This is a genomic window from Paracoccus sp. AK26 (genome assembly GCF_011801365.1).
In the GTDB taxonomy this organism is placed as follows: Bacteria; Pseudomonadota; Alphaproteobacteria; order Rhodobacterales; family Rhodobacteraceae; genus Paracoccus; species Paracoccus aerius.
The window spans coordinates 67,649-90,888 of record NZ_CP041045.1 but is presented as its reverse complement, the minus strand read 5'-3'; the positions used below and the strand labels follow the sequence as shown (position 1 = coordinate 90,888).

The 23,240-nt window shown below is 61.0% G+C and carries 19 protein-coding genes; 7 read left to right on the top strand and 12 right to left on the bottom strand.

All coding sequences use genetic code 11. The annotated features are described in order from the left end of the window. Positions 1 to 278: 278 nt before the first annotated feature. The 4 genes from FIU66_RS16230 (at position 279) to FIU66_RS16215 (ending at position 6,761) form a co-directional block, all read left to right on the top strand. Positions 279 to 2,078, top strand: coding sequence for a YbhB/YbcL family Raf kinase inhibitor-like protein (locus FIU66_RS16230; protein ID WP_167623943.1), 1,800 nt, complete (start codon positions 279 to 281; stop codon positions 2,076 to 2,078). A gap of 262 nt (positions 2,079 to 2,340) precedes the next feature. Next, entirely contained in the window at positions 2,341 to 3,603 is a 1,263-nt protein-coding gene (locus tag FIU66_RS16225; RefSeq protein ID WP_167623942.1) for a Gfo/Idh/MocA family protein, read from the top strand. 487 nt (positions 3,604 to 4,090) lie between these two features. After that, positions 4,091 to 4,258, top strand: coding sequence for a hypothetical protein (locus FIU66_RS16220; RefSeq protein WP_167623941.1), 168 nt, complete (start codon positions 4,091 to 4,093; stop codon positions 4,256 to 4,258). A 214-nt stretch (positions 4,259 to 4,472) separates the two neighbouring features. Then, entirely contained in the window at positions 4,473 to 6,761 is a 2,289-nt protein-coding gene (locus FIU66_RS16215; protein ID WP_167623940.1) for an arginine/lysine/ornithine decarboxylase, read from the top strand. Positions 6,762 to 6,873: 112 nt separating this feature from the next. Here the strand turns inward: FIU66_RS16215 and FIU66_RS16210 are convergent, their stop codons facing one another. The 8 genes from FIU66_RS16210 to FIU66_RS16175 all read right to left on the bottom strand — a co-directional run bounded on the left by FIU66_RS16210 (position 6,874) and on the right by FIU66_RS16175 (position 16,810). After that, positions 6,874 to 8,862: a 3'-5' exonuclease gene (locus FIU66_RS16210; protein ID WP_167623939.1), complete on the bottom strand. Its 1,989-nt coding sequence runs from the start codon at positions 8,860 to 8,862 to the stop codon at positions 6,874 to 6,876. Beyond that, complete coding sequence (locus FIU66_RS16205) at positions 8,856 to 9,227, bottom strand: response regulator transcription factor (protein WP_103174593.1); 372 nt, start codon at positions 9,225 to 9,227, stop codon at positions 8,856 to 8,858. Before FIU66_RS16205 ends, FIU66_RS16210 begins: the two co-directional genes overlap by 7 nt. Then, positions 9,227 to 9,421, bottom strand: a complete 195-nt coding sequence (locus FIU66_RS16200) for a hypothetical protein (RefSeq protein WP_146038710.1) — start codon at positions 9,419 to 9,421, stop codon at positions 9,227 to 9,229. The genes FIU66_RS16205 and FIU66_RS16200 overlap by 1 nt, the downstream gene beginning before the upstream one ends. Positions 9,422 to 9,428: 7 nt before the next feature. Then, on the bottom strand, positions 9,429 to 11,240 hold the full coding sequence (locus FIU66_RS16195; RefSeq protein ID WP_167623938.1) for a DUF294 nucleotidyltransferase-like domain-containing protein: 1,812 nt from the start codon (positions 11,238 to 11,240) through the stop codon (positions 9,429 to 9,431). Between the two features lie 61 nt (positions 11,241 to 11,301). Beyond that, a complete protein-coding gene (locus FIU66_RS16190) occupies positions 11,302 to 13,017 on the bottom strand; it encodes a cation acetate symporter (RefSeq protein ID WP_167623937.1) in 1,716 nt (571 codons plus the stop codon). A 1-nt stretch (position 13,018) separates the two neighbouring features. Next, positions 13,019 to 13,321 (bottom strand): DUF485 domain-containing protein, encoded by a 303-nt coding sequence (locus tag FIU66_RS16185; RefSeq protein WP_103174596.1) that lies wholly within the window; start codon positions 13,319 to 13,321, stop codon positions 13,019 to 13,021. Positions 13,322 to 13,503: 182 nt separating this feature from the next. Further along, the gene (gene acs / locus FIU66_RS16180) at positions 13,504 to 15,459 is read right to left on the bottom strand and encodes an acetate--CoA ligase (protein WP_167623936.1); all 1,956 of its coding nucleotides are present in this window, start codon (positions 15,457 to 15,459) and stop codon (positions 13,504 to 13,506) included. Positions 15,460 to 16,393: 934 nt separating this feature from the next. Then, positions 16,394 to 16,810, bottom strand: a complete 417-nt coding sequence (locus FIU66_RS16175) for an Rrf2 family transcriptional regulator (RefSeq protein ID WP_167623935.1) — start codon at positions 16,808 to 16,810, stop codon at positions 16,394 to 16,396. 78 nt (positions 16,811 to 16,888) lie between these two features. On the opposite strand from FIU66_RS16175, the gene hmpA reads away from it, so the two are divergent. Together hmpA and FIU66_RS16165 are read left to right on the top strand one after the other, a co-directional pair. Continuing rightward, positions 16,889 to 18,079 carry an NO-inducible flavohemoprotein gene (gene hmpA, locus FIU66_RS16170; protein WP_167623934.1) on the top strand — a complete coding sequence of 397 codons (1,191 nt, stop codon included), beginning with the start codon at positions 16,889 to 16,891 and terminating at the stop codon, positions 18,077 to 18,079. A 35-nt stretch (positions 18,080 to 18,114) separates the two neighbouring features. Then, on the top strand, positions 18,115 to 18,369 hold the full coding sequence (locus tag FIU66_RS16165; protein WP_167623933.1) for a DUF6522 family protein: 255 nt from the start codon (positions 18,115 to 18,117) through the stop codon (positions 18,367 to 18,369). 408 nt (positions 18,370 to 18,777) lie between these two features. Here the strand turns inward: FIU66_RS16165 and FIU66_RS16160 are convergent, their stop codons facing one another. Next, on the bottom strand, positions 18,778 to 19,023 hold the full coding sequence (locus FIU66_RS16160) for a hypothetical protein (RefSeq protein ID WP_167623932.1): 246 nt from the start codon (positions 19,021 to 19,023) through the stop codon (positions 18,778 to 18,780). A gap of 834 nt (positions 19,024 to 19,857) precedes the next feature. On the opposite strand from FIU66_RS16160, the gene FIU66_RS16155 reads away from it, so the two are divergent. Continuing rightward, the gene (locus FIU66_RS16155; protein WP_229849437.1) at positions 19,858 to 20,142 is read left to right on the top strand and encodes an HU family DNA-binding protein; all 285 of its coding nucleotides are present in this window, start codon (positions 19,858 to 19,860) and stop codon (positions 20,140 to 20,142) included. A 465-nt stretch (positions 20,143 to 20,607) separates the two neighbouring features. Here FIU66_RS16155 and FIU66_RS16150 read toward each other — a convergent pair whose 3' ends face one another. The 3 genes from FIU66_RS16150 to FIU66_RS16140 all read right to left on the bottom strand — a co-directional run bounded on the left by FIU66_RS16150 (position 20,608) and on the right by FIU66_RS16140 (position 23,234). Further along, entirely contained in the window at positions 20,608 to 21,120 is a 513-nt protein-coding gene (locus FIU66_RS16150) for a hypothetical protein (protein WP_167623931.1), read from the bottom strand. Positions 21,121 to 21,249: 129 nt separating this feature from the next. Next, a complete protein-coding gene (locus FIU66_RS16145) occupies positions 21,250 to 22,578 on the bottom strand; it encodes an ATP-binding protein (protein ID WP_167623930.1) in 1,329 nt (442 codons plus the stop codon). Further along, the gene (locus FIU66_RS16140; RefSeq protein WP_167623929.1) at positions 22,575 to 23,234 is read right to left on the bottom strand and encodes a response regulator transcription factor; all 660 of its coding nucleotides are present in this window, start codon (positions 23,232 to 23,234) and stop codon (positions 22,575 to 22,577) included. Before FIU66_RS16140 ends, FIU66_RS16145 begins: the two co-directional genes overlap by 4 nt. Positions 23,235 to 23,240: the final 6 nt, after the last annotated feature.

The following is a 23,240-nucleotide window of genomic DNA, read 5'->3' as shown; positions in this document are numbered from 1 at the left end:
TGCGGGATGCTTGTCCGCCGCTGCACTCACCGGCTCCGACACAGCTTTCGCTTTCCGATCTTGCGCTGCCTTCGGCGCCGGGAGGCGGGCGAGTTGCTGGACCCGTTAAGACGAGACCGTTGAGCAGACTGACATTTTGCCGTCCGGCTGACGCAAGGCGTGTCACACCCTGCCGACATGAGGCTCAGAGAGGCTTTAATCAGTGTCCCTAGCGAAAATGGCGGGAACTTGAGGCGATCAGACTGGTTAGCCGAGATGCCTTGCAGACAGGAACAACCATGCTGCATTTCTATTCTCTCTTCATGATCTCGGCGGCAGCGATCAGTGCACCCTTTGCCCTGTCTGCCCAACCCCAAGGTACTGTCGGAGAGTATTCCGATACGATCATTACGGGGGCCATTCTGGAGCCGTCACCGAAAAGACCCGACAGCGATTCGGCGTTGCTGGACAGATTTCAACTGCCCGAAGGGGTGACCGCGAGTGTCTTTGCCAGGGATCTGGTCAACCCCCGCATGCTGGCAGTGTCAGAGGACGGCACGCTTTACGCAACACGACGTAGCGTAGGCGATGTGGTCGTGCTCCGTGATGACGATGGAGATGGCATGGCCGATGAGCCTGTGACGGTGGCCAGTCGGCCCGGCATGCACGGCATCGCTTTCCATGGAGACCAAGTCTACCTGGCGACAGTAAACGACGTCTACAGGGCCGACGTGGCGGAGGACGGCAGTTTTGGCGCCCTGCAGCGGATCATCAATGATCTGCCCGATGGCGGACAGCATCCGAACCGCACATTGTTGGTCGGACCTGATGACAAACTGTATGTCTCCGTGGGGAGTACCTGCAATGCTTGTTCCGAGACCAACCCGGAGAGCGCCACCATGCTCCGGGCCGAACTCGATGGGAGCAGCCGCACAATCTTTGCCAGTGGTCTGCGCAACACCATCGGCTTCGATTGGCAGCCTGAGACTGGCCAGCTCTGGGGCATGGATCATGGCATCGACTGGCTGGGCAATGATGCGCAGATCGAAGAACTGAACCACATCCAGCAAGGCAAGCAGTACGGATGGCCGTATGTCTATGGCATGGACGAGTTCAACCCACAGGATAACCCGCCGCCGGGCACCAGTCTGGAAACATGGGCTTCAATATCCGAAGAACCAGCGTTGGGCCATACGGCCCATGCCGCTCCGATGCAGATGATCTTTTACAAAGGCTCTATGTTTCCGGAATGGACCGGCGATGCTCTGGTGGCCATGCGGGGCTCCTGGAACCGCCGCCCTCCCTCTGGCTATGAACTGGTCCGGATCGATTTCGAACAAGGTCAGCCTGTCGGGATCGAGCCTGTCATGACCGGCTTTCTCGCCGACGATGATGGTGCCTGGACCTATGCGGGCCGACCGGTCGGCGTTGCTGTTGGAAACGATGGCGCAATCTTTGTCTCCGATGACAGTGAAGGGGTCATCTATCGGATTGCATCCGGTGATGCTCCTCCAAACGGGCAGCAGGCAGGCCCTGTCCCGAACGTCTTGTCACCGCCGCCCGCGTCCTCCCCTGCAATCGAAACGCTGAAACCCGAAGCGGCTCTTACGGTTAAAGGTCCGTTCTCAGCACATGCAGCGATTGACCTTGAATATACAGCCGATGGCGAAAACGCCTCTCCGGCACTCTCATGGGAAGGGGTACCGGAGGGCACGCAATCCTTTGTGGTTATTTCTGAAGATCCGGATGCACGAGAGCCCAAGCCATTCGTGCATTGGTTGGCTTATGATATCCCCGCTGAAGTCACTGCGCTGCGCGAAGGCTTTCCGACCGAACTATCCTTGCCCGACCCCGAGGGCGTCAAGCAGGGCAGGAACTCGATGGGCTCGACTGGCTACACCGGGCCCAAACCGCCGGTCGAGGATGGTGCTCATCGCTATCATTTCCAGGTGTTTGCTCTGGATATTCCATCCTTGGACCTCCCCCTGCCGCCGACCGTGCTACGGTCCTCAAGACAATGGAAGGACATGTTCTCGCAGGCGGTGAGATTGTCGGCACCTTTGATCGGAACTAGAAATTGTGGCGAGGTGCCGCTGTAAGCTTGCCCAGGTTCAGCAACTTCCAGGAAGGCATTCGCGATGGTAATGAGCCACCTGGGGGTTGCAGAAATGACCAGCTTGGGCGGCGTGGGCGAGCGCATGACACGATGCTCGTCCTCCTCCCACGCGCATGTTGTGGCCGCAACTCACACAGCGTCCATGAGTGGGGGCCAGCATCAGGTAGAAGGGGCATGAGCAAGCCGGAACAATCGGCGGCACGGCAGGTTGCACGTTTGATCTCAAACCAGAAGCAGATGTCCCGATGAAAGAACTGCCCGATTATTCGCGCCGCGGCTTCATGCGGACGTCCGCGCTTGGCTTAGGTGCGGGCATGGGACTGGGCCTAGGAAGCTTCGAGGCTCTCGCCCAGACTGCCGGACGCGACATCGGCACGGGACAGACCCCGCCCGCTGATCCGCTGGAACGCCGGGCCGCTGGTCGGCCTGAGCCAGAACTGAATGGAACACTCCGCCCTACCCCGCCGGAGCAACGCTTGGGCTGGGCCGTCTGCGGGTTGGGCCATTTCGCGCAAAACTATGCCATTCCTGCCATTGCTCGCGCGAGTGAGGCGAAGCTGACAGGACTGATCTCAGGCAACCGCGACAAGGCTTTGGGTGTAGCATCGGCCTGGGGGGTGCCAGAGGGGTCGGTTTACGATTACAGAATGCAGGCACTGGCCGACAACGATGCTGTCCATATCGTCTATGTCATCACCCCTAACGCCATTCACGAAGAGAACGTGATCGCCGCGCTTGAGGCCGGCAAGCATGTCTTCTGCGAAAAACCATTCGCGCATAACTCGGCCGCGGCTCAACGGATGATGGACGCGGCAAAGGCCGCCGACCGCAAGATCATGATCGCCTACCGCGCCCATTTCGAGCCGAACAACGTCGCGCTGAAAGAGATGGTGCGGAAGGGCGAGTTGGGGGACGTCTGGTACGCGACGTCTGATCACCACCGCCCGCTGGACCCCTTGGTCGAGCGCGACCAGTGGCGGATGGTGCGGGACCTCGCGGGCGGCGGGTCGTTGATGGACATCGGGATCTATTCGCTGAACGGCCTGATCTGGCTTCTGGACGAGGTGCCCGAGCGGCTGGTCGCGACCACCTTCTCGCCCCAGACCGAAGACGGCCGCTTCGGCGAGATCGAGGCCATTGGACAGGTGCAGCTGGTCTTTCCGTCCGGGCGCCGTGCCAGCATCTCGTCGGGCTATGTGGCCGACAAGAAGCGGATCGACCTCTGGGGCTCTCGGGGGGTCGCGGTGCTGGACCCCGCGACCGCCTATTCCGGCAACAAGTTGACGCTGAGCAATGCAGACGGCCAGGAGATGCCGACGCCCTCCAAGGCAAGCGAGCAGCAGTTCGTGGGTGAGATCGACCATTTCAGCAAGGGGGTCCGTGACGGCGACGAGATCCTGACCCCTGCCGAGATGGGCCTGCGCGACATGCGCCTGCTCGAGGCCATCAACGTCTCGGCCGAACGGGGGGAATGGGTCGAGGTTAACCCGGACGGCACCATGCGATGACGAGTGATCGAGTAGACCTCTCCAATTACCCACTATTTAGCACTGCCAGATTCTAACGGGTATTATGGAGCACAAGCTTGTAGCCTTCTTACAGGCTCCCGTGGGGTGGGACTTGCTCGCGGGATCGGCGCTCGTGGCCAGCAGTGTCATGTTCACGGTGGCATGCAGGTGCCGTGTCTCTGCCCCAAGCTGTGGGCTACTCCTTCAAGCGGCAACAGCCGCTCTTCCTCAGCTTTCACGCCCTTCTTCTTGAGCGACGCTGTCTAGTCGGCAGCGAAACAGCAGAAGAGGCCGTCCCCACCCGTGCCCTGCAACGCAAGGATATCGCAGCCGTGGGAGGTATGGGGGAATTTCGCGACTTCGCCGCTATAAATTCGTCCCGCCTCAATTGGTCATGGTGGCCTACCAAGGCCGAACCTTCGCTTCCGCCGGGAGGAACGATGCTTTGTTGCGACAGTTGCTTCTCGAAATGGGAAAGGAGCTGAAGATGTCCGATAAAGACAAAAGCATGGAAGAGGATCTGGAGAAGGATCAGACCACGCGTCCTTCGCTGAAAAAGGGCGACCAACCCATCAAGCCATCTGGCACCGCACGCCAGCCTACGTTCGACCGCAACACCGGCCGTGGTTCCGCCAGCGACGATCCAACCGAGTAGCGCCGCAGCATCACCTTCTGCTGCCGCGAGATGTTCATCAAAGCTGGGCACAGGTGACGCGGAGCGGGAAGATGCGCCTTTGAGGCACTCGATATGGATAGTGCGCTGCCAACGAAGGTTATCGCTGAGGTGTTCAGCTATGCGCCTGGGCTTGACGGTCAGAGCGGTACTGGAAAGAACAGGGCAGCAGAGATGATGCCAAAAAGGAAGCCCTATGAAATTCCGTTTCCCCGTTGTCATCATCGATGAAGACTTTCGGTCCGAAAACACGTCGGGGCTAGGCATTCGCGGCTTGGCCGAGGCCATTGAGGCTGAGGGTTTCGAGGTGTTGGGTGCGACCAGCTATGGCGACCTGTCAAAATTTGCCCAGCAGCAAAGCCGTGCAAGCGCCTTCGTATTGTCAATCGACGATGAGGAATTCAGCCCCGGCCCCGACCTTGACCCAGCCGTGGTGAACCTGCGGTCGTTTATTGAGGAAGTACGGTGGAAGAACGCTGACGTGCCGATCTTCCTGCATGGCGAAACAAAAACCAGCCGGCATCTACCCAATGACATCCTGCGCGAGTTGCACGGCTTCATCCACATGTTCGAAGATACGCCGGAATTCGTGGCCAAGCACATCATTCGCGAAGCCAAGAGCTATTTGGAAGGCATTCAGCCGCCCTTCTTCAAGGCGCTTTTGGATTATGCCGAGGACGGTTCCTATTCGTGGCACTGTCCGGGCCATTCAGGCGGTGTGGCCTTCCTGAAATCTCCCATCGGACAAATGTATCACCAGTTCTATGGTGAGAACATGCTGCGGGCCGACGTCTGCAACGCGGTTGAGGAACTGGGCCAGCTTCTGGACCACAACGGCGCCATTGGCGCATCCGAACGCAATGCCGCGCGGATCTTCAATGCGGACCACTGCTTCTTCGTGACCAACGGCACCTCGACTTCGAACAAGATGGTCTGGCACCATACGGTCGCACCCGGCGATGTTGTCGTGGTGGACCGCAACTGCCACAAGTCCATCTTGCACGCGATCATCATGACCGGGGCGATCCCTGTCTTTCTGCGGCCTACCCGCAACCATTGGGGCATCATCGGCCCCATCGCCCATGCCGAATTCGAACCCGATTCCATCCGCGCCAAGATCCGTGCGAACCCGTTGCTTGAGGGTGTCGATGCCGATGCCGTCAGGCCTCGCATGATGACGCTCACGCAATCGACCTACGATGGCGTCCTCTACAATACCGAGGAGATCAAGCGGATGCTTGATGGCTATGTCGAGAACCTGCATTTCGATGAAGCTTGGATCCCGCATGCGGCATTCCATCCTTTCTACGGCACCTATCATGCCATGGGTCGTAAGCGCGACCGCACCAAGCACGCCTTGACCTATGCGACGCAGTCGATCCACAAGCTCCTGGCAGGGATAAGCCAGGCAAGCCACGTCCTGGTTCAGGATTCTGAAGAAACGAAACTGGATCGGCACCTCTTCAATGAATCCTACCTGATGCACACGTCGACCAGTCCGCAGTATTCGATCATCGCGAGCTGCGACGTGGCCGCCGCAATGATGGAACCGCCGGGCGGCACCGCGCTTGTCGAGGAGTCGATCCTGGAAGCCCTGGATTTCCGCCGGGCCATGCGCAAGGTCGATACCGAATTTGGCGAGGACGACTGGTGGTTCGAGGTCTGGGGACCGGAAGCGCTCGAGGAAGAAGGCATTGGCCGTACCAAAGATTGGGTGCTGCGTCGCACCGACAGCGAAGGCGTGCAACGCGACGGTGAAGAGAGCTGGCACGGATTTGGCGACATGGCGCCGGGCTTCAACATGCTGGACCCGATCAAGGCGACCATCATTACCCCCGGCCTGGACATCGAAGGGCGCTTCGATACCACCGGCATTCCGGCCTCGATCGTATCGAAATACCTGGCTGAGCATGGCGTCGTAGTCGAGAAGACCGGCCTCTACAGCTTTTTTATCCTGTTCACCATCGGCATCACGAAGGGGCGTTGGAACACGCTGGTCGCGGCCCTTCAGCAGTTCAAGGATGATTACGACCGCAACCAGCCCTTGTGGCGCGTGATGCCGGAATTCTGCGCCAAGCATCCGCGCTACGACGGCATGGGTCTGCGCGATCTCAGCCAGCACGTTCACGCGCTCTATGCGAAATACGATGTGGCGCGCTTGTCGACGGAAATCTATCTGTCGGACCATCATCCGGCAATGACCCCGTCCGAGGCGTTCTCGCACATTGCGCGGCGCAAGACGCAGCGAGTGGCAATCGACGACCTGCAAGGACGGATCACGACCAGCCTCGTGACCCCTTATCCGCCCGGGATCCCGCTCTTGATCCCCGGCGAGACGTTCAATGCCAAGATCGTGGACTACTTGCGCTTCAACCGTGAATTCGCGCGCGAATGCCCCGGCTTCGAAACCGACATCCATGGCCTGGTTATGGAAACCAATTCGGAAGGCACGGTCTGTTATTATGCAGATTGTGTTGCCTCATGATAGCAAAAGCTATGCACCCTGACCCTTTCCGCCCTTCTAAACGACGCCAGGTGGGGGCGCGCCGATAGTTGGTCTGCAGTTGGCCAATGGGCATCATGCCGAGTAGGCCCGATCAGCCCTTCCCAGAGCAGGACCTAGCAGGGTCGTCGTCCTTGGGCATTTCTGCGGTCACTGCTGGGTCATTGACATCCTCGATGAGGCGGCGATGGCGGTGGGCTTCCGCGAGAACATCCTCGAGGCGTTCCAAACCTTTGGCTTTCAGAGCCGCAATTAGCCGCAGGTAGGCTTCTGCCGTTGCGCGGGCATCCCCTATGGCGGTGTGGCGTTCCTCCAGCGGAATGACAATGCCCAGTCGCATTGCAAGCATGTCAAGAGAATGCGGGGCCGACTGACCCCAGACTAGGGCCGACAGCAGGATCGTGTCCACCACCCTGTTGTCAAAATGCACCCTGGTCTCAAGCGATGCGCGCCGCAGCATCCCCATATCGAAGGGCGCATTATGGGCGACCAAGACAGCGTCCTCGACAAAGTGGTGAAAGGCAGCAAGCGCGGTGGTCATGTCTGGGGCATCAGCGACCATTTCATCCGTGATGCCATGGATCTTGGTCGAGCCAGAAGGGATGGGTCGGCCAGGATTGACAAGTGTCTCGAACCGCTCACCCGTGAGCCGGCCACGTGCAAGGCGCAGCCCGGCGATCTGCACAATACGGTCGGATGCGATGTCCAGCCCGGTCGTTTCGGTGTCAAAGACCACACATGTCAGATCGGACAACCGCGTCGAGACCTTGCTACCCTCCGACAGGGAGAAATCATAGGTCAGTCCCGCCACCTCTTCGCCTTCGGCGGCAAGAGGCAGCGGCAGCATCAGCCTAGCCTCTCCATTCCGCGCCTCGGACCAGATGCCGGTGACATGCGCCGCCAGGATTTGATGGCCTGTCAGTTCGGGCTGCATCGGATCGGGTGGCTCGGACAGCCAAGCTTCCAACCTGTCCATGGGTATCGGTGAACCGGGCCAGACAAGCGACAACCAAGCCTCGCCATTCTCTGCTTCGGCAGTCATGCAAGGCGTGATACCCGCTGCTCGCAAATTGCGGTCCAGATGGCGCAGCAACCCATTCATCCCCGGTGTATCGGCAAGCACAGCGAAGCGGGGCTGGTCAGGCAACAGTTCCAGTCCTGCTGCGAGCTCACTTAGGCTTGTCCGACCCTGCGGGGCATCGCCGGTCATCTTGTTGCTCAGTTCACGCACCGAATTGGCCAATCCCTGTCCTTCGGATCGGATCGACAGGGCAAGCTCGGGCGGGATCGGGCCGCCGAGCGCATCTAGCATTGGAACCAGCGTCGCGGCGTGGCGGCGCAACTGCTCCAATGCCTCGTAGGGCGCGGGGCGCTGTGCGGGGCGGTCGCGAAGCATCAACAACGTGCCTTCATCGATTGCCCGCATCCGGCCCCACAGCCGCTGCCCGCCCGATGTCAGGCAGGTCAGATCGGTCGAGGCCGCCCCCGCTGCCAGCCGCGCCGATGCAGATTCCAGTGCACCGCCGGCGATATAGCGCTCAAAGGGACGATCCAACCCGATGCCAGGGAATAGCCGCGAGGCCGAGGCGTTGTAGAAGACAATCCGTCCGGCCTTGTTGGTCATCACCGCGCCGGCCCCAATGTCGGCAAGGATGGACTCCAGCGTTTCTTTCTCGCGCTGCACGACAGCGTTATGTTCCGCCATGGCTTTGGACAGCGCATCAGTTGACCGCGCCCGCGCCTCGGCCGCATCTTTTGCAGCAGGGCCGAGATCGGCCAGATAGGGGGCTTCGGGGACCTCATGTATCTGGCCGGTGCGCAGGCCACCCGCCAGAAGTTCAATCGGGCGTACCACATTGCGGTCGAACAGGAACCAGACACCAGCGATAATCGCAACGGCCCCCATCCCCACGATCAAGGCCACCGATGCCAGGCCGTCCAAAATCGCCTCAGTATCAACTTCTCTGGTCGACAAGCTTTGCCCAGAAACCCATAGGCCCACGGTCAGCAAGCCCAGCACACCGCCCGCAAGCCCGGCGAAAATGAGGAAGACGCGCAGCCGCAGGGACAGTTTGGTCAGCATGGCCCTGCCAGGAGGCGCGCCAGTTCCTCGCGCAATTCCGAGAGTTCGAACGGCTTGGCGATGAAGCCGTCCGCGCCAAGCGCAAGCCCCTTGCGCCGTTCAGCCGCCGAACCGCGCGCGGTCATCATCAGCACCCGCACATCCTTGAGCGCCGGATCGGCACGCACGTCCTGTACGATCTGATAGCCCGATACATCGGGCAGCATTACGTCCAGAAGAACCACATCGGGACGGCTGGCACGGATCTCGCTGACCGCGCCCGAGCCGGTGGCAATGCGCCTGTGGCTGTGGCCGTCGCGGGATAGCAGAAAATCCAGCGCGATTGCGATATTGTCTTCGTCCTCGACCACAAGAATGTCTGCCATCAGCCTTCTCTTTCACAGAGGATGAACCAAGCCGGGTTTGAAGCGCCGGACAGCGCGCTACCGAGCGGAGAGCAGATGTCGACCGGGGCCAGACTGAATCGAGGTCGCCAAGGCTGATTGTGTTGGCCGATCGACAGGAACTGCGCGTCATCAAACATCCGTCGGACCGCACGACCATCAATGGCGGGGATCATGATGACCTCATCCCAATATGCCTTTTTCGCGGCCAAGCTCCGATTGCATCCCTCGCACCACTACGAAGGCATCGCGCAGATGGCTGCGCTCAAACTTCGGCAAGGCAGCGGGAGCCAAGTGATTGTCGGGCCTTCCGCCGGCGCGGATCTGCGAAGCCTGGTTTTCCAGCCGCGCGTTCTGGATCACGTCGTATGCCGCAATCAGATCTCCTGCACCCGGTCCCGAGATGATTCCCGCTGCCTGTGCCTCGATCAGACGGGCACGGGTATTGACGGGGGTCAGACGCCCCTGCAGTGCATGGACGCGCGCGAGGTCGATCACCGGCACGACGCCATTATGCTTCATGTCGATCTTGTTGCGATGCTCTCCCGAGCGATGAGTGGCGATGCCGCCCATCAGGCTCAGCGGGGGGCGGTGCTTCAGCGCGTTGCCGATCATGTTGTAAAGAAAGATCGGCTTGTCTGCCGCCATTGCCAGCGTGTTGTGCTGCAATCCCGCCAGAAGCGCGGCATCCCCACCGATCGCCCGCAGGTCGAACATGACCGAGGCGAGCATCTGCGCCTCGGGATTTGGATGGTCTATCCAGTCGCGGAAATAGCCGCGCCAGACCGGACGCGGCTGCCGCCATCGCGGATTGGTGGCCATCATGTCGCCCGGGCAGAAGGCATAGCCGCATTGGTTCAGCCCGTCGCTGACGAAGCGCGCCAGCCTGGCGAACCACGGATCGTCCGAATCGCAGTCGTCGCCAAGGATCAGGCAGTTGTCCTGGTCCGACAGGCCGGTCTGCTCCTGCCGCCCCTGGCTGCCGCAAGCCGCCCATAGCCACGGGCCGGGCGCAGGGCCCAGTCTGTCCCCTGCCATGTCCAGCAGGCGCCGGGTCACGGCGTCAGCGATGTCGGAAATCGTTCGCGTGATGGTCGTGTGACGATAGTTGCCATTGACCATCTGCACCAGCAATTCGGGAATCCGGTTGGCCGTCCGGGCAATGTCGTCAATATCGGAAGCCCGCGCGATGTCGCGGATCAGGGCCAAGGCCGACAGCGCCTGCACGCGCGTCAGATCGGTCTGGCTGACCATGCCGACAAAGCGGCCGTTTTCGACCACAGGCAGATGACCGACACGGCGTTCCAGCATGACGTTCAGCACGTCGTAGCCCAGATCCGAAGCCGACAAGGTGATCGGATCGGGTGTCATCACCTGCGCGATCGGGGTGTCGATATCGCGCCTTTCGGCGAGGACGCGGTTCGACATGTCGCGGATCGTGACAAGGCCGACAACCCTTTCCCCATCCAGCACGGCGATGCTGCCGACACCGGCGTCGCGCATGGCGCGTGCGGCCTCGGCCACCGGCGTCTCAGGGGCACAGCTCAGGGGCGCGCGCCCTGCCATCAGATCCCCGACCTTCAAGACAGCCAGATCGTTCCAGCCAAGGCCTCCTTGGGCTGACCGGTTAAAGAAACGCGCGACCGAAGGATAGCTGCCGATCAGTCGCCTCAGTTCGGCCTGCGGCAGCATCAGGATCCTGGCATCTTTGGTTGCCGTCGCGGTGGTGACTGCCCTGCCGTCGCGCAGCAGCCCGCGTTCGCCAAAGGAATTGCCGCGGCCCAGTTTCGACACGCTGTCGCCGGTGGCGTCGGAAATGCAGACAGCTCCGCTTTCGATCAGAAATAGCCCGTGAAGCGCGTCCCCGTGGCGATAGATCACGCTACCTGCAGGCCAGATCCTGCAGCCGAAGGAACGGGCGACACGCGCCAGTTCGTCCTGCGGCAGGCTGTCATAAGGGTGGATCGTTGCGAGGAAGTCTTCGATCCGTGACATCAGGCAAAACCATCCAGGATGGGGAAGGCCGCGCCCCCGGTGCGGGGACGCGGCGGTCTCGTCAATGGGCCGAGGCTTCCGCCGCGCCGATCCCGGTTTCCGAACGCACCTGCTGCGCCAGGAAGCCGGCCCGGTCGATTCGGGCACGCCGGCTGTTTTCCAGCTTGGAAACGACCCAGATCGTAAGGAAGGCCGCCGTCATCGAGAACAGCGCCGGCGAGGTATAGGGGAAGGGTGCGGAACCCACCGGATTGCCCAGGGTCGTCTCCCAGACCGACGGCGAAACCACCGTCAGACCCACCGACAGCGCCAGCCCGACGAAGCCGCCGATCACCGCGCCCCAGGTCGTGCAATCCTTCCAAAGCACCGACATGAACAGCACCGGGAAGTTGGCCGATGCGGCCACCGCGAAGGCCAGCGACACCATGAATGCGATGTTCTGGTTCTGGAAGGCGATGCCCAGGATGACGGCCAGGGCACCCAGGCACAGCGTCGTGATGCGCGACACGCGCAGTTCCGAGGCGCTGTCGGCCTGGCCTTTCTTGAACACCGTGGAATACAGGTCATGGCTGACCGCCGAGGCGCCCGACAGCGTCAGGCCCGCGACGACCGCCAGGATGGTCGCGAAGGCCACGGCCGAGATGAAGCCCAGGAAGATGTTGCCACCCACGGCCTGCGCCAGATGCACGGCGGCCATGTTGTTGCCGCCCACCAGCTTGCCCTCGGCATCCAGGAAATCGGGATTGGTCAGCACGAAGGTGATGGCCCCGAAGCCGATGACGAAGGTCAACAGGTAGAAGTATCCGATCCAGCCGGTCGCCCACATCACCGACTTGCGCGCTTCCTTGGCACTGGGCACGGTGAAGAAGCGCATCAGGATATGCGGCAGACCCGCAGTGCCGAACATCAGCGCCATGCCAAAGCTGATGGCCGAGATCGGATCCTTGATGAAAGTGCCGGGTCCCATGATGGATTGGCCTGCAGCCGCAGCGGCTTCGGGTGTGGTGTCGGACACGGCGGCGGCCAAGTCGGTCTTGACGCGCACCGCATCGGCAAACATCGCCCCGGGCGAGAAGCCGTATCTCCACAACACCATGAAGGACATGAACGACGCGCCGCCCAGCAACAGGCAAGCCTTGATGATCTGCACCCAGGTCGTCGCGGTCATGCCGCCGAACAACACATAGACCATCATCAGTACGCCCACGATGACCACGGCGATCCAGTAGTCCAGACCGAACAGAAGCTGGATGAGCGACCCCGCGCCTACCATCTGCGCGATCAGGTAGAAGGCAACCACGACAAGCGTACCCGAGGCGGCGAAGACGCGCACCGGCGTTTGGGCAAAGCGGAAGGCTGCCACGTCGGCAAAGGTGAACTTGCCAAGGTTGCGCAGTCGCTCGGCCATCAGGAAGGTCAGGATCGGCCAGCCGACAAGAAAGCCGATCGAATAGATCAGCCCGTCGTAGCCCGAGGTCATCACCGCCGCCGAAATCCCCAGGAACGAGGCCGCCGACATGTAATCGCCTGCGATGGCCAGGCCGTTCTGGAAGCCCGTGATGCCACCGCCCGCCGTGTAGAAGTCAGATGCCGACTTGGTCTTGGACGCCGCCCATTTGGTGATATACAGCGTGCCCGCCACGAAGACCGCAAACATCAGGATCGCTGTCCAGTTCGTGGGCTGCTTCTGCGCCCCCTGGATCACGTCGGCGGCCATCGCCGCGCCGGGCGGCATCAGCAGCGCCAAGGCGCAGAAGGCTGAAAGTTTCCGCATCATGTCAGCGCCCTCTCTTGATTTGCTCTGTCAGCGTGTCGAATTCGCTGTTCGCGCGCCGGACATAGACAGCCGTGATGATGATGGTGAAAATGATCACACCGAAACCGATGGGGATCCCCCAGGTCATCACGCCATCGCCGATCCTGGCGGACAGCAGTTCCTTGTTGAAGGCGATCAGCAGGATATAGCCGTAATAGACCACCAGCATGGCGATGGTCAGGATCCAGCCGAAACGCGATCTCCTTGCCTTCAAGGTCTGATAGCTCGGACTCTCGGCAATCCGATCAGCCACTGTCTGTTCCATGGGTCTGGCACCTCCATTGCCATTTCAAGTGGTCCGTCCGTGTGCGCAAAAAGGCCAGCGAACGGCGCGCGCGTAGGAAGCGGTCCCCGGCGGACCTGTGACAGGATAAGCCGAGACCGGTCTGCGGACGGGGCGCCCGCAGAGATGATCTTGGGAAATGAGGGGCGCTTGCCCCCCTTATCTCACCCCCTGTTCATCCGATTGGCGATCAGGTCGTCCACCACCTCGGGTTCGGCCAGGGTCGAGATGTCGCCCAGGCTGCCATAGTCGTTCTCGGCGATCTTGCGCAGGATGCGGCGCATGATCTTGCCGGACCGGGTCTTGGGCATGCCGGGCGCCCATTGGATCACGTCGGGCTTGGCGATGGGGCCGATTTCCGTGCGGACCCATTTCTCAAGCTCGCCGCGCAATTCGTCGGAGGGCTGCACGCCGTTCATCAGCGTGACATAGGCATAGATGCCCTGCCCCTTCAGCGGATGCGGGTAACCGACCACGGCGGCCTCCGCGACCTTCTCATGCGCGACCAGGGCCGATTCGACCTCGGCCGTGCCCATGCGGTGGCCGCTGACATTGATGACGTCGTCCACGCGGCCGGTGATCCAGTAATAGCCGTCCTCGTCCCGGCGGCAGCCGTCGCCGGTGAAGTAGTAGCCGGGATATTGCTGGAAATAGGCCTCCTGGAAGCGCTGGTGATCGCCCCACAGGGTGCGCATCTGGCCGGGCCAGCTGTCAGCGATGCACAAGACGCCTTCGGCCGGGTTGCCCTCGACCACCTTGGCGGATTCGGCTTCCAGGATCACGGGCTTGATGCCGAAGAAGGGCAGCGTGGCCGAACCCGGCTTGGTTTCCGTGGCGCCGGGCAAGGGCGTGATCAGGTGCCCGCCGGTCTCCGTCTGCCACCAGGTATCGACGATGGGGCAGCGGCCCTTGCCGATGTTGTCGTTGTACCAGTTCCAGGCCTCGGGGTTGATCGGCTCGCCCACCGTGCCCAGGATGCGCAAGGACGACAGGTCGTGGCCCTGGATCGGATCGGTGCCCTTGGCCATCAGCGACCGGATCGCGGTCGGCGCAGTATAGAATTGCGTCACCTTGTGCTTGGCGCAGACCTCCCAGAAGCGGCCCGCGTCGGGATAGGTCGGCACGCCTTCGAACATCACCGTGGTCGCGCCATTGGCCAGCGGGCCATAGACGATATAGCTGTGGCCCGTGACCCAGCCCACATCCGCCGTGCACCAGAAGACGTCGCCGTCCTTGTAGTCGAAGGTGTACTGATGCGTCATCGCGGCATACACCAGATAGCCGCCGGTCGTATGCACGACCCCCTTGGGCTTGCCGGTGGACCCCGAGGTGTAGAGGATGAACAACGGATCCTCGGCCCCCATGGGACGCGGCGGGCAGTCGGGGCTTGCGGTCTCCATCAGCGCCTTGACGTCCACGTCGCGGCCGTCGATCCAGGTGGTCTGGTCGCCCGTGTGCTTGACCACCAGGCAGCGCACCCGGTCGGAACAATGCAGCAGGGCGGCGTCGGTGTTCGATTTCAGGTTCGTCCTGCGTCCCCCGCGGGGCGCGGTGTCGGCGGTGATGACCACCTTGGCGCCGCAGTCGTTGATGCGGTTCGCCAGCGCATCGGGCGAGAAGCCCGCGAAGACGATGGAATGGATCGCCCCGATCCGCGCGCAGGCCAGCATCGCATAAGCCGCCTCGGGGATCATCGGCAGATAGATCACCACCCGGTCGCCGCGCATGATACCCTGGGACAGCAGGACATTGGCGAAGCGGTTCACCTTTTCCGACAGTTCCGCATAGGTGATGTGCTGGGCGGGCGTCGCGGGATCGTCGGGTTCGAAGATGATCGCCGTCTGGTTGGCGCGCTTGGGCAGGTGGCGGTCGATGCAGTTGACCGAGGCGTTCAGGATGCCGTCCTCGTACCACTTGATCGACACCTTGCCGAAGGTGAAGTCGGTGTTCTTGACGATGCTGAATGGGTGGATCCAGTCCAGGCGCCGTCCTTCGCGGCCCCAGAACGATTCGGGGTCTTCGATTGATTCGGCATACAGGCGGGCATAGTCCGCCGGTCCCACATGGGCCTTTTCGAAACCCGCCGGAATTGGATGCTTTTCAATCGCTTCGGTCGTCATGGTCCCCTCCTCGCTGTTGCGCCGGTTCATCTGCCCGCGGCTTCCATTCCGGAAATAACAGTCGGCGCGTAATTCACATGCGAATGTAAATAGCAAATAGACGTCTTGATTAACATACTACCATCAAACGATTTTTTTGTTAATTAGTTACGAAGCATCATTCGTGTTTGTTAACGAATTTACTCCGGCTTGCATTACAACCGCTGCCCAGGGCTATTCCCATGCTGTGCCTTCTTGAAAATATGAAGGTGAAAAAATAATGATTTCAGCGGCGCGAAGGGGTTGATGAAGAAATCTCTCCGCCTCCTTCACGAGCTATCTTTTCTGCTCCACCAACGTCGGAGGACATCTATTGGCTAGCTTGAGCCCTTTGGGAAAGTTGGTTAGCTGCGGCAATACACCGCACCACTCGCCTGTCAGTTCCACCTCAACCTGATCGCAGCAATCGAACAAGCTTTGACCAGAGTGAATGGGGAACGGTGCAACCAAGCGCCTCCAGACCGTTGCGCAGGTGCTACTCAGTAAGCCTGTTCAGGCAATCCTGCTTGGGCTGTATGTTGTTAACGCGAGTTCGGGCAGCGACGGACTCTATGAACATTTATCCAAGGCCAAGCGTAAGGCCCGTACCCGACAATGTCCTATGTTGGGACCAAATTGCCAGTTGAGGCATCAGATCACAGCCCCCCCAACGACCTCCTGATGTTGACCGTTGTGTGAATATCCGCGATCTGGCTGTCATAACTGGAAGCCGTTCCATTCAGCCACGGGAGTTCTGGCCAATTCCTTGAGCACGGCAAAAGTGAAGCCATGGCGGCAGATCACCCATGCCAGAGCAAGGCTGGGCTGCTTCAGCTGGACGAGCGCTGATCAGGTTGCTGGAGCGGGAGGCCAAGTGAAAGGCTCCCGGACCAGCACGGGTGCCGAGGCTGCTTCCTCAAGCCACGAACAGATGCCGGAAGGCATCCGGCGTCCGGGCTGCATCTGACAGGCGACACTTGTCCAGCACCGCCAGAAAGGCTTCTCTGGCTTCGGAAAAGACGTCCGGCAGGCTGCATCCTTCGGCGATCCGGCAGGTGCTGCAATCGACAATCCTGCTGTCTCCTTCCGTATGCCGGACGACCTGACCAATGGTGATGTCCGCAGCCGGCCGGGCCAGTGACAATCCCCCATAGCGGCCTCTGGTCGTCTTGACGAAGCCAGCAGCACCCAGGTCCTGAATGATCTTCATCAGGTTGTTTTGTGAGATGCCGTGGGCTTCCGCAATCTGCCGGATCGACACCCGCCCACCCTCATGGCCGGCAAGGTAGATCAGCGCGCGAAGCGCATAGTCGGTGTAGCGGGTCAACTTCATCTTTTTACATTAGGTGCATTCCATTTGCATGTATAGGGATCTATAGATGCATCTATACTGCATGTTTAGGAGAGACTCATGCCGCGTCCCCTGTCGCAACAGACCATTGCCGTCGTGAAGGCGACGGTGCCCGCGCTGGAACAGCATGGTCCCCTGATTACTGAGACGATGTACCGCCGCCTGTTCCGCAACGCAGACATCGCTGCGCTGTTCAACCAGGCCAATCAGAAGAAGGGCACACAGCGCCTTGCCCTGGCGCAGGCCGTACTGGCCTATGCCCAGAACATCGAAAACCTGTCCGCTCTCGGCGCGGCGGTGGAACGGATTGCCCAGAAGCACATCGGCTATGCGATCCTGCCAGTGCATTATCCCTTTGTGGCGGAAGCTCTTCTTGGTGCCATGGAAGAGGTTCTGGGCGATGCCGCGACACCGGACATTCTGCAGGCATGGGGCGAGGCCTATTGGTTCCTGGCTGACCTTCTGATCGAACGCGAAGCCGCCATCCGCACAGAGATCGAAGCAAAGCCCGGAGGCTGGACCGACTGGCGCCGCTTCGTGGTGGCGGAACGGCAGGTGGAGGCAGAGGGGATCGTCTCATTCATCTTGCGGCCCGAGGATGGCGGCCTTGTTGTCCCACACCGGCCGGGACAGTATCTGACCCTGCGCTTTGACGAGGCCGGCCTCCCAGGCGTGAAGCGGAACTACTCCATCTCCAGCATTCCAGGCGACGAGGGCTACCGGATCACCGTGAAGCGAGAGCCGAACGGAGAAGCATCCTGTTTTCTGCATGATCACGCGCCGGTGGGCACCATCCTTGAGGCCACGCCACCCGCTGGGGACTTCCATCTTGCCAAGGACCCGCAGCGTCCCCTGATCCTGCTGTCGGGCGGCGTCGGCCTGACGCCCGTCGTCAGCATGCTGGAAGTTCTGGCAGAACAGCATCGCGACGTGCCCGTCTTTTATGTGCATGGCACCAGCAGTCCTGCCCATCATGCCCTTGACGCTCAGGTACGGCTTGCGGCCGCCCGGCACGGTAATGTTCTGGTCGAGACCTTCTACGAGAGTGGCGGCGACGACAGGGCCAATTCGGGCCGGATCACCATCAACTGGCTCCGGGCCAACACGCCCCTCGATGACGCAGAAGTCTATCTCTGCGGCCCCCGTCCTTTCCTGCGGCACTTCGTTGTCGGCCTGAAGGATGTGGGCATCCCCGCCGATCGCATCCACTACGAGTTCTTCGGCCCGGCCGACGAACACCTTGCCACGTAGAGCAAAGGAGCGGGATCAGGGATCGGGGCTTTGCCATGAAGATCGTGTTCGACCAGGATCGTCCCATCGTTGACGCGGCCGAGATCGCAGCGCTGCTGGAACTCGATGTGTCTGGCTTTCAGGATCTCATGCATTCCGGAAAGATCAGGAGCATTGTGGAACGAGGTGAAGGCGAGGACGAAGGGAAGGTTCGCCTGACCTTCCAATCGCCTCAATGGCGGGTTCGCCTGACCTGCGCGCCCGACGGCGAGGTCTTAACCGTGACGCGTGCGGCTTGCTCTTTTCCTTGAGACGCGGGGCAATCGGCTTCAGGGTTGGACTATGGGATGCGGCAAGGAGTGCGGCTTGGAAAAGCGCATGTTGCAGCGCTTGTTGTCCTCCCGCGACCATGCCGCAACTGCGCATCGCGTCGCTGTCATGGGGGACGGGTGAAACACCGGCCATTGAGGCTGCCTAACACGCCGTCATGCGGCCGAGTTCCGGCATCTCCGAAAGCAACGTGGTCGCACAAACCGGACCGATCCCCGGAAGGGGTGGAGCAGCTTCACCTGAGCGGCCGGGGCATTCTCTCGCACGCAAGGACGCCTGCGATCCCCGACTCCAACTTCCGGAACTGGGCCCCGAGCATGGTCCTGAGCTCCTCGTCCATGAGGTCCGGTTCTGCTGCAACATCCTGTCTCCTCTGAACGCCGAGCTGTTCAAGCAGATGGCGCGAAGCGGCGCAGGGTCAACTCGATGGTGTATCCGTCCCGTCGCGTGGATTGAGCACTTTCCAGCAGAACTCGCTCACTCTTGCCGTCCATCTCGATTTGTCCGTCAGTGAGCCGGCGGAGTTCCTCTGGGGTCATGTCAGTTCGGGTGTGAAAGCGCAGGTAGTCACCTCCGGTTTCAACACCACCGATAAGCTGAGGACTGCCTTCCAGCTTCAGGATCGCATTTTTCATAGTCTCCTCCCTTATTGCTTTACCCGCAGCAGGTAAGGACAAAACGCGCCTCTGGCGGTGCGGGTCCAACGAAGAAGAGGGAGTGCACAACTCTGACGGCGGGCCTGACCGGCCACTCCCATGGATAAACCCCCGACAGGGTCAGCTTCGCCAGGAGCGCCCCTGCGCTTTCCACGCATGCTATCGGTGCCTTCTCGCCAGTGTATTCCGTTGCCAGGAAAGCTTGAGCAGACAATGCTTCATTCATCATGAAGCGTGCTGTCCTTGCTGGTTCTCGGACAAAGGCCATCTATCTCCTTGAGAACCCGCCTTGGCGGCTCGGACGGATCACTCCCATGCACGATGGTTCATGCAGTGTTCTGATGATCCACCAAAGTGCTGACAAACTGACCGTGAACGTGGTGGCTAATCCGGCCTCGCTGACCAGGCGATTTGAAGGCTGGTGAACGCCTGCCCTTGCAGGCCCTACTTGGGGGCAGACGATAGCTCTCACCAGAAAAATGCAGTTAGTGCCGGCAGTGAAACCGGCGCACCGTCAGCTTTTGGGGGACTGAGGAGGCTCGTTCGATAAAGTCATATTGGCCAAGCCAGGCTCATGGAGCCGTGTATCCTGAGCAGTCACGTTCGCTGAACTGATCTCCAGGATACTGCTCCATCCTTCAGCCCGGCGCGCGTTTCAAGCAGTATTTCCTTTGAAGATTTCGCAATTGCTCTTGGCGATGAGGTCGAACCCCGGTTCACCCCTCAATGACCTTGGCCTAATCGCATTCAGATGGCAAAACCAGCCGACACGGGCTACCCCTATTCCAGATGTTCAAACGACAAGGAAAGAACATGAAGCCGATGACCAAGACTGAGCTGCTTGCCACTCTGGCCGAAAAGTCTGGCATTGAGAAAAAGGATGTCTCTTCTGTCCTTGATGCGCTCTCCGAAGTTGCGACCTCGATCGTGGCCGAGGGTGGTGCCCTCACCCTTCCTGGCTTGGGCAAGCTCTCCTGCCGTGATCGTCCCGAACGACAGGTCCGCAATCCGTCCACAGGCGAGGCCATGACAAAGCCTGCCGATCGCGTGGTAAAGTTCACGGTGGCCAAGGCTCTGAAGGACAGTGTCAACTCTTGACCGCTCTCGACTGGGGACATGGCTTGCTCTCGCATGCAGTGGGGGCAAGCCGAAAAAGACAACGGGTCCATTCGAGCCCGCTCGCGCAGCCCCAGATGATCTCCAATCGGCATCGGTGACTATTCGGGTGTGATGGCTCCGCTTTCCCAGTGGCTGTCAAGGTGGGATGCCGCGTCTCCTTCGTCACAACCTCTGGGGTCATAATCCGAATACGTTTTCAATCGGGATCATTGAAAACCCTTGCGTCGGAGTCTCGTCCCGTGCCGCCGACACGCGACTTTCCGCATCAATGTTCAGATGATAGGCGAAGCCTAAAATCGTGTAGTACGCAGGCCAGCCGCGCGATCATACTCGATTGAACGCGAACGGGCTCAAAGGGTGTGTGCAGCACGGAGGTTGCCAAGCTGGTCACAAGCGGCGGAACTGACCGCGCTTCATTTGAGGCAGGAGGGACTGACCCCATCGTCAGCCGCGGCAGCCTTGCATCAATCTGCCATAGGCCCGGGTGGTCCCCTTGCCGGAGACGGCGATCGTTCCGATGCTTTGGCCCTGCTCGTTATTGATCGTGACAGTGCCGACGTCATCGGAGGTCATGGCACTGAAGGAGCGAAGTGCGTCCCGAACCCTCTCGTGTGTCTCCGCACCCGAGGACGTGACCACGAGACCTTCGCTTGGCCTGCTGGTGGCAGGGACTTCAACAGTTCCGCCACGGGAGGCAAAGACAACTGTAACCCCTTGGTCTTGACTTGGTGTGTTCTGCAGGGAGAGTGCCCCATACCGGATTTCAAGGTCGAGCGTGCCATTGGGACAACTCACAGCCAAAGTGTTGTTCGATTGCGGATCGGTGACCCGGGCGACAGTTATGCCCCGCTCGTCATTCACGGTAATATGCCCTGGCTGAACATCGTTCTCCTGAGCGAAGCCAGGCTCGGATATGGCTAGGGTGGAGCATAGGACAACAAGGATCGAATGTCTCATCGCGGACTTCCTCGTGTTGCTGGAAGTTCTACTGTTCCGGAGATTGCCTCGATTGCCAACACTTACTTGTGCGATATCTGCTGGGGGCTCCTATTACCCAGGTCGCTTCGAAACTGTCAGGGTGCGTGGTCATGGTCCTGGCAAAGTGAACCGCGCCTCGAACCCACCGGGTTGTCCCGAACGCGGTGACCGGAGGTCCAGCCGCGATCCCGTTCTCTCGGCGGTGGCCGCGACGATGGCCAATCCCAGCCCGCTGCCATCTCCGCGCGCAGTTGCCCGTTCGAACCGGTTCTGGATACGATCTAGGATATCCTGGGAAACCACCGGCCCGTCATTGGCGACGATGAGCACGCCGTCGTCCGTCAGCGAGACATCGACAAGTGTTCCTGCGGCCCCATAGCGCAGGGCATTGTCCACAAGATTGCGCAGAAGGATCGCGAAGATGTCGGGATCCAAGTCGGACCAGACCGGTATGTCAGGCAGCATCAGGGCAATACGGCCGTCGTCCGTCGCCCGCGACAGATCATCCACGACGATGCGGGCCACGGGGCGCAGGTCCGCAACCTCGTTGCGCCGCAATCGTCCGCCTTCCGCGCGGGCCAGTTGCATCAGGCGTTCGGACAGGCGCGTCAAGCGCTTCAGGGTTGCCTCGATCTCGGCAGCACGCGCCTTGGCTTGGGGATCATCCGTCTCTGCCTGCAGACGCTGCGCCTGAGCGATGGCGCCGGAAAGAGGGGTGCGCAATTCATGTGCGGCATTGGCGGCGAAGCTGCGCTCGGCTTCAAAGGCGTCCGACAGCCGTGACAAAAGCCCGTTCAGGGTGTCCGCGACCGGGACCATCTCGCTCGGCAGGCCGTCGGTGGCAACCTGGGCGAGGTCGCGGGCCCCAAGGGTGGCCAGCTTGCCCCGATACCGTCGCAGCGGCGCGAGGTTGGTCCTGACCGCAAGAAAGATCACCAGAAGCGCCACCGGGACCACGAACAGAAGCGGCAGGCCCAGCCCAAGCTGGATTTCCCATGCCACGGCGTCGCGATGGGCCAGCGGCTCGGCCACGGTGATCCTGATCGTGCCCTGCACGGCATCGTCATTGTAGAACCTGTGGGTTTCGGACCGGCTGAACCCGATGCCGCTCCAGGGCGGAAAGATCGACGGATCGGCGGCATGGGATTGCAGCAGCAGGCGATCCTGATTGTCGCGGACGACGTAGGTAAACAGTTCATCGTGGTCGCGGATTGCAGCCAGGCGCTGATTGATGCCCTCGTCCTCGCGCTCCAGGATATCCATCACGGCCAGCGGAAGGATCCGCTGTGCCGCTTCCTGAAGGGCTGCATCGAAGACCTCGTCCAGTTCGTGACCGGCAATCAGCGCGGTGATGCTGGCTGCGGCAATCCAGACCAGCGTCAAGGCGAGGCCGAGCCAGAGAGCAAGACGCCCCTGAAGACTGCGCGGCCTTCTCATCCCCGTCCCAGCCGATAGCCCAGACCACGTTCCGTCTGGATGATGTCTGCGCCGAGCTTTTTGCGCAACCGGCTGACATGGACCTCGATCGTATTGCTCTCGATCTCGGCACCGAAGGCATACAGCTTGTCCTCGAGCTGCGCCTTGGACAGAAGTTGGCCGGGTCGGGCAAGAAAGGCTTCGAAGAGCGCCCATTCGCGGGCCGTCAGGGCCACGGGCCGGCCATCGCGATGAACACTACGGGCGGCCAAGTCAATGTCGAGGAGGCCGTGGCTAAGGATGGGATTGGGGTTGCCGCTGTAGCGCCGCGCGACCGATCCGATCCGGGCCGAGAGTTCGGCCAGATCGAAGGGCTTCACCAGATAATCGTCCGCGCCCGCATTCAGCCCTTCGATGCGGTCGCTGATCTGATCGAGCGCCGTCAGGATGATGACTGGGATCACGTCGCCCCGCGCCCTGGCCTTGCGCAGGAAGGGGATGCCGCGTCCGTCGGGCAGCATCAGATCCAGCAGAACAAGGTCGAAGGACGCACCCGCCAGGGCGTCATTCGCCCCGTCAAGCCGCTGCACCCAGTCGACCGAATGGCCGTCGGCCGCAACCTGGTCGCGCACGGCGGCGCCCAGGACCGTGTCATCCTCGATCAGCAGGATTCGCATGATCTG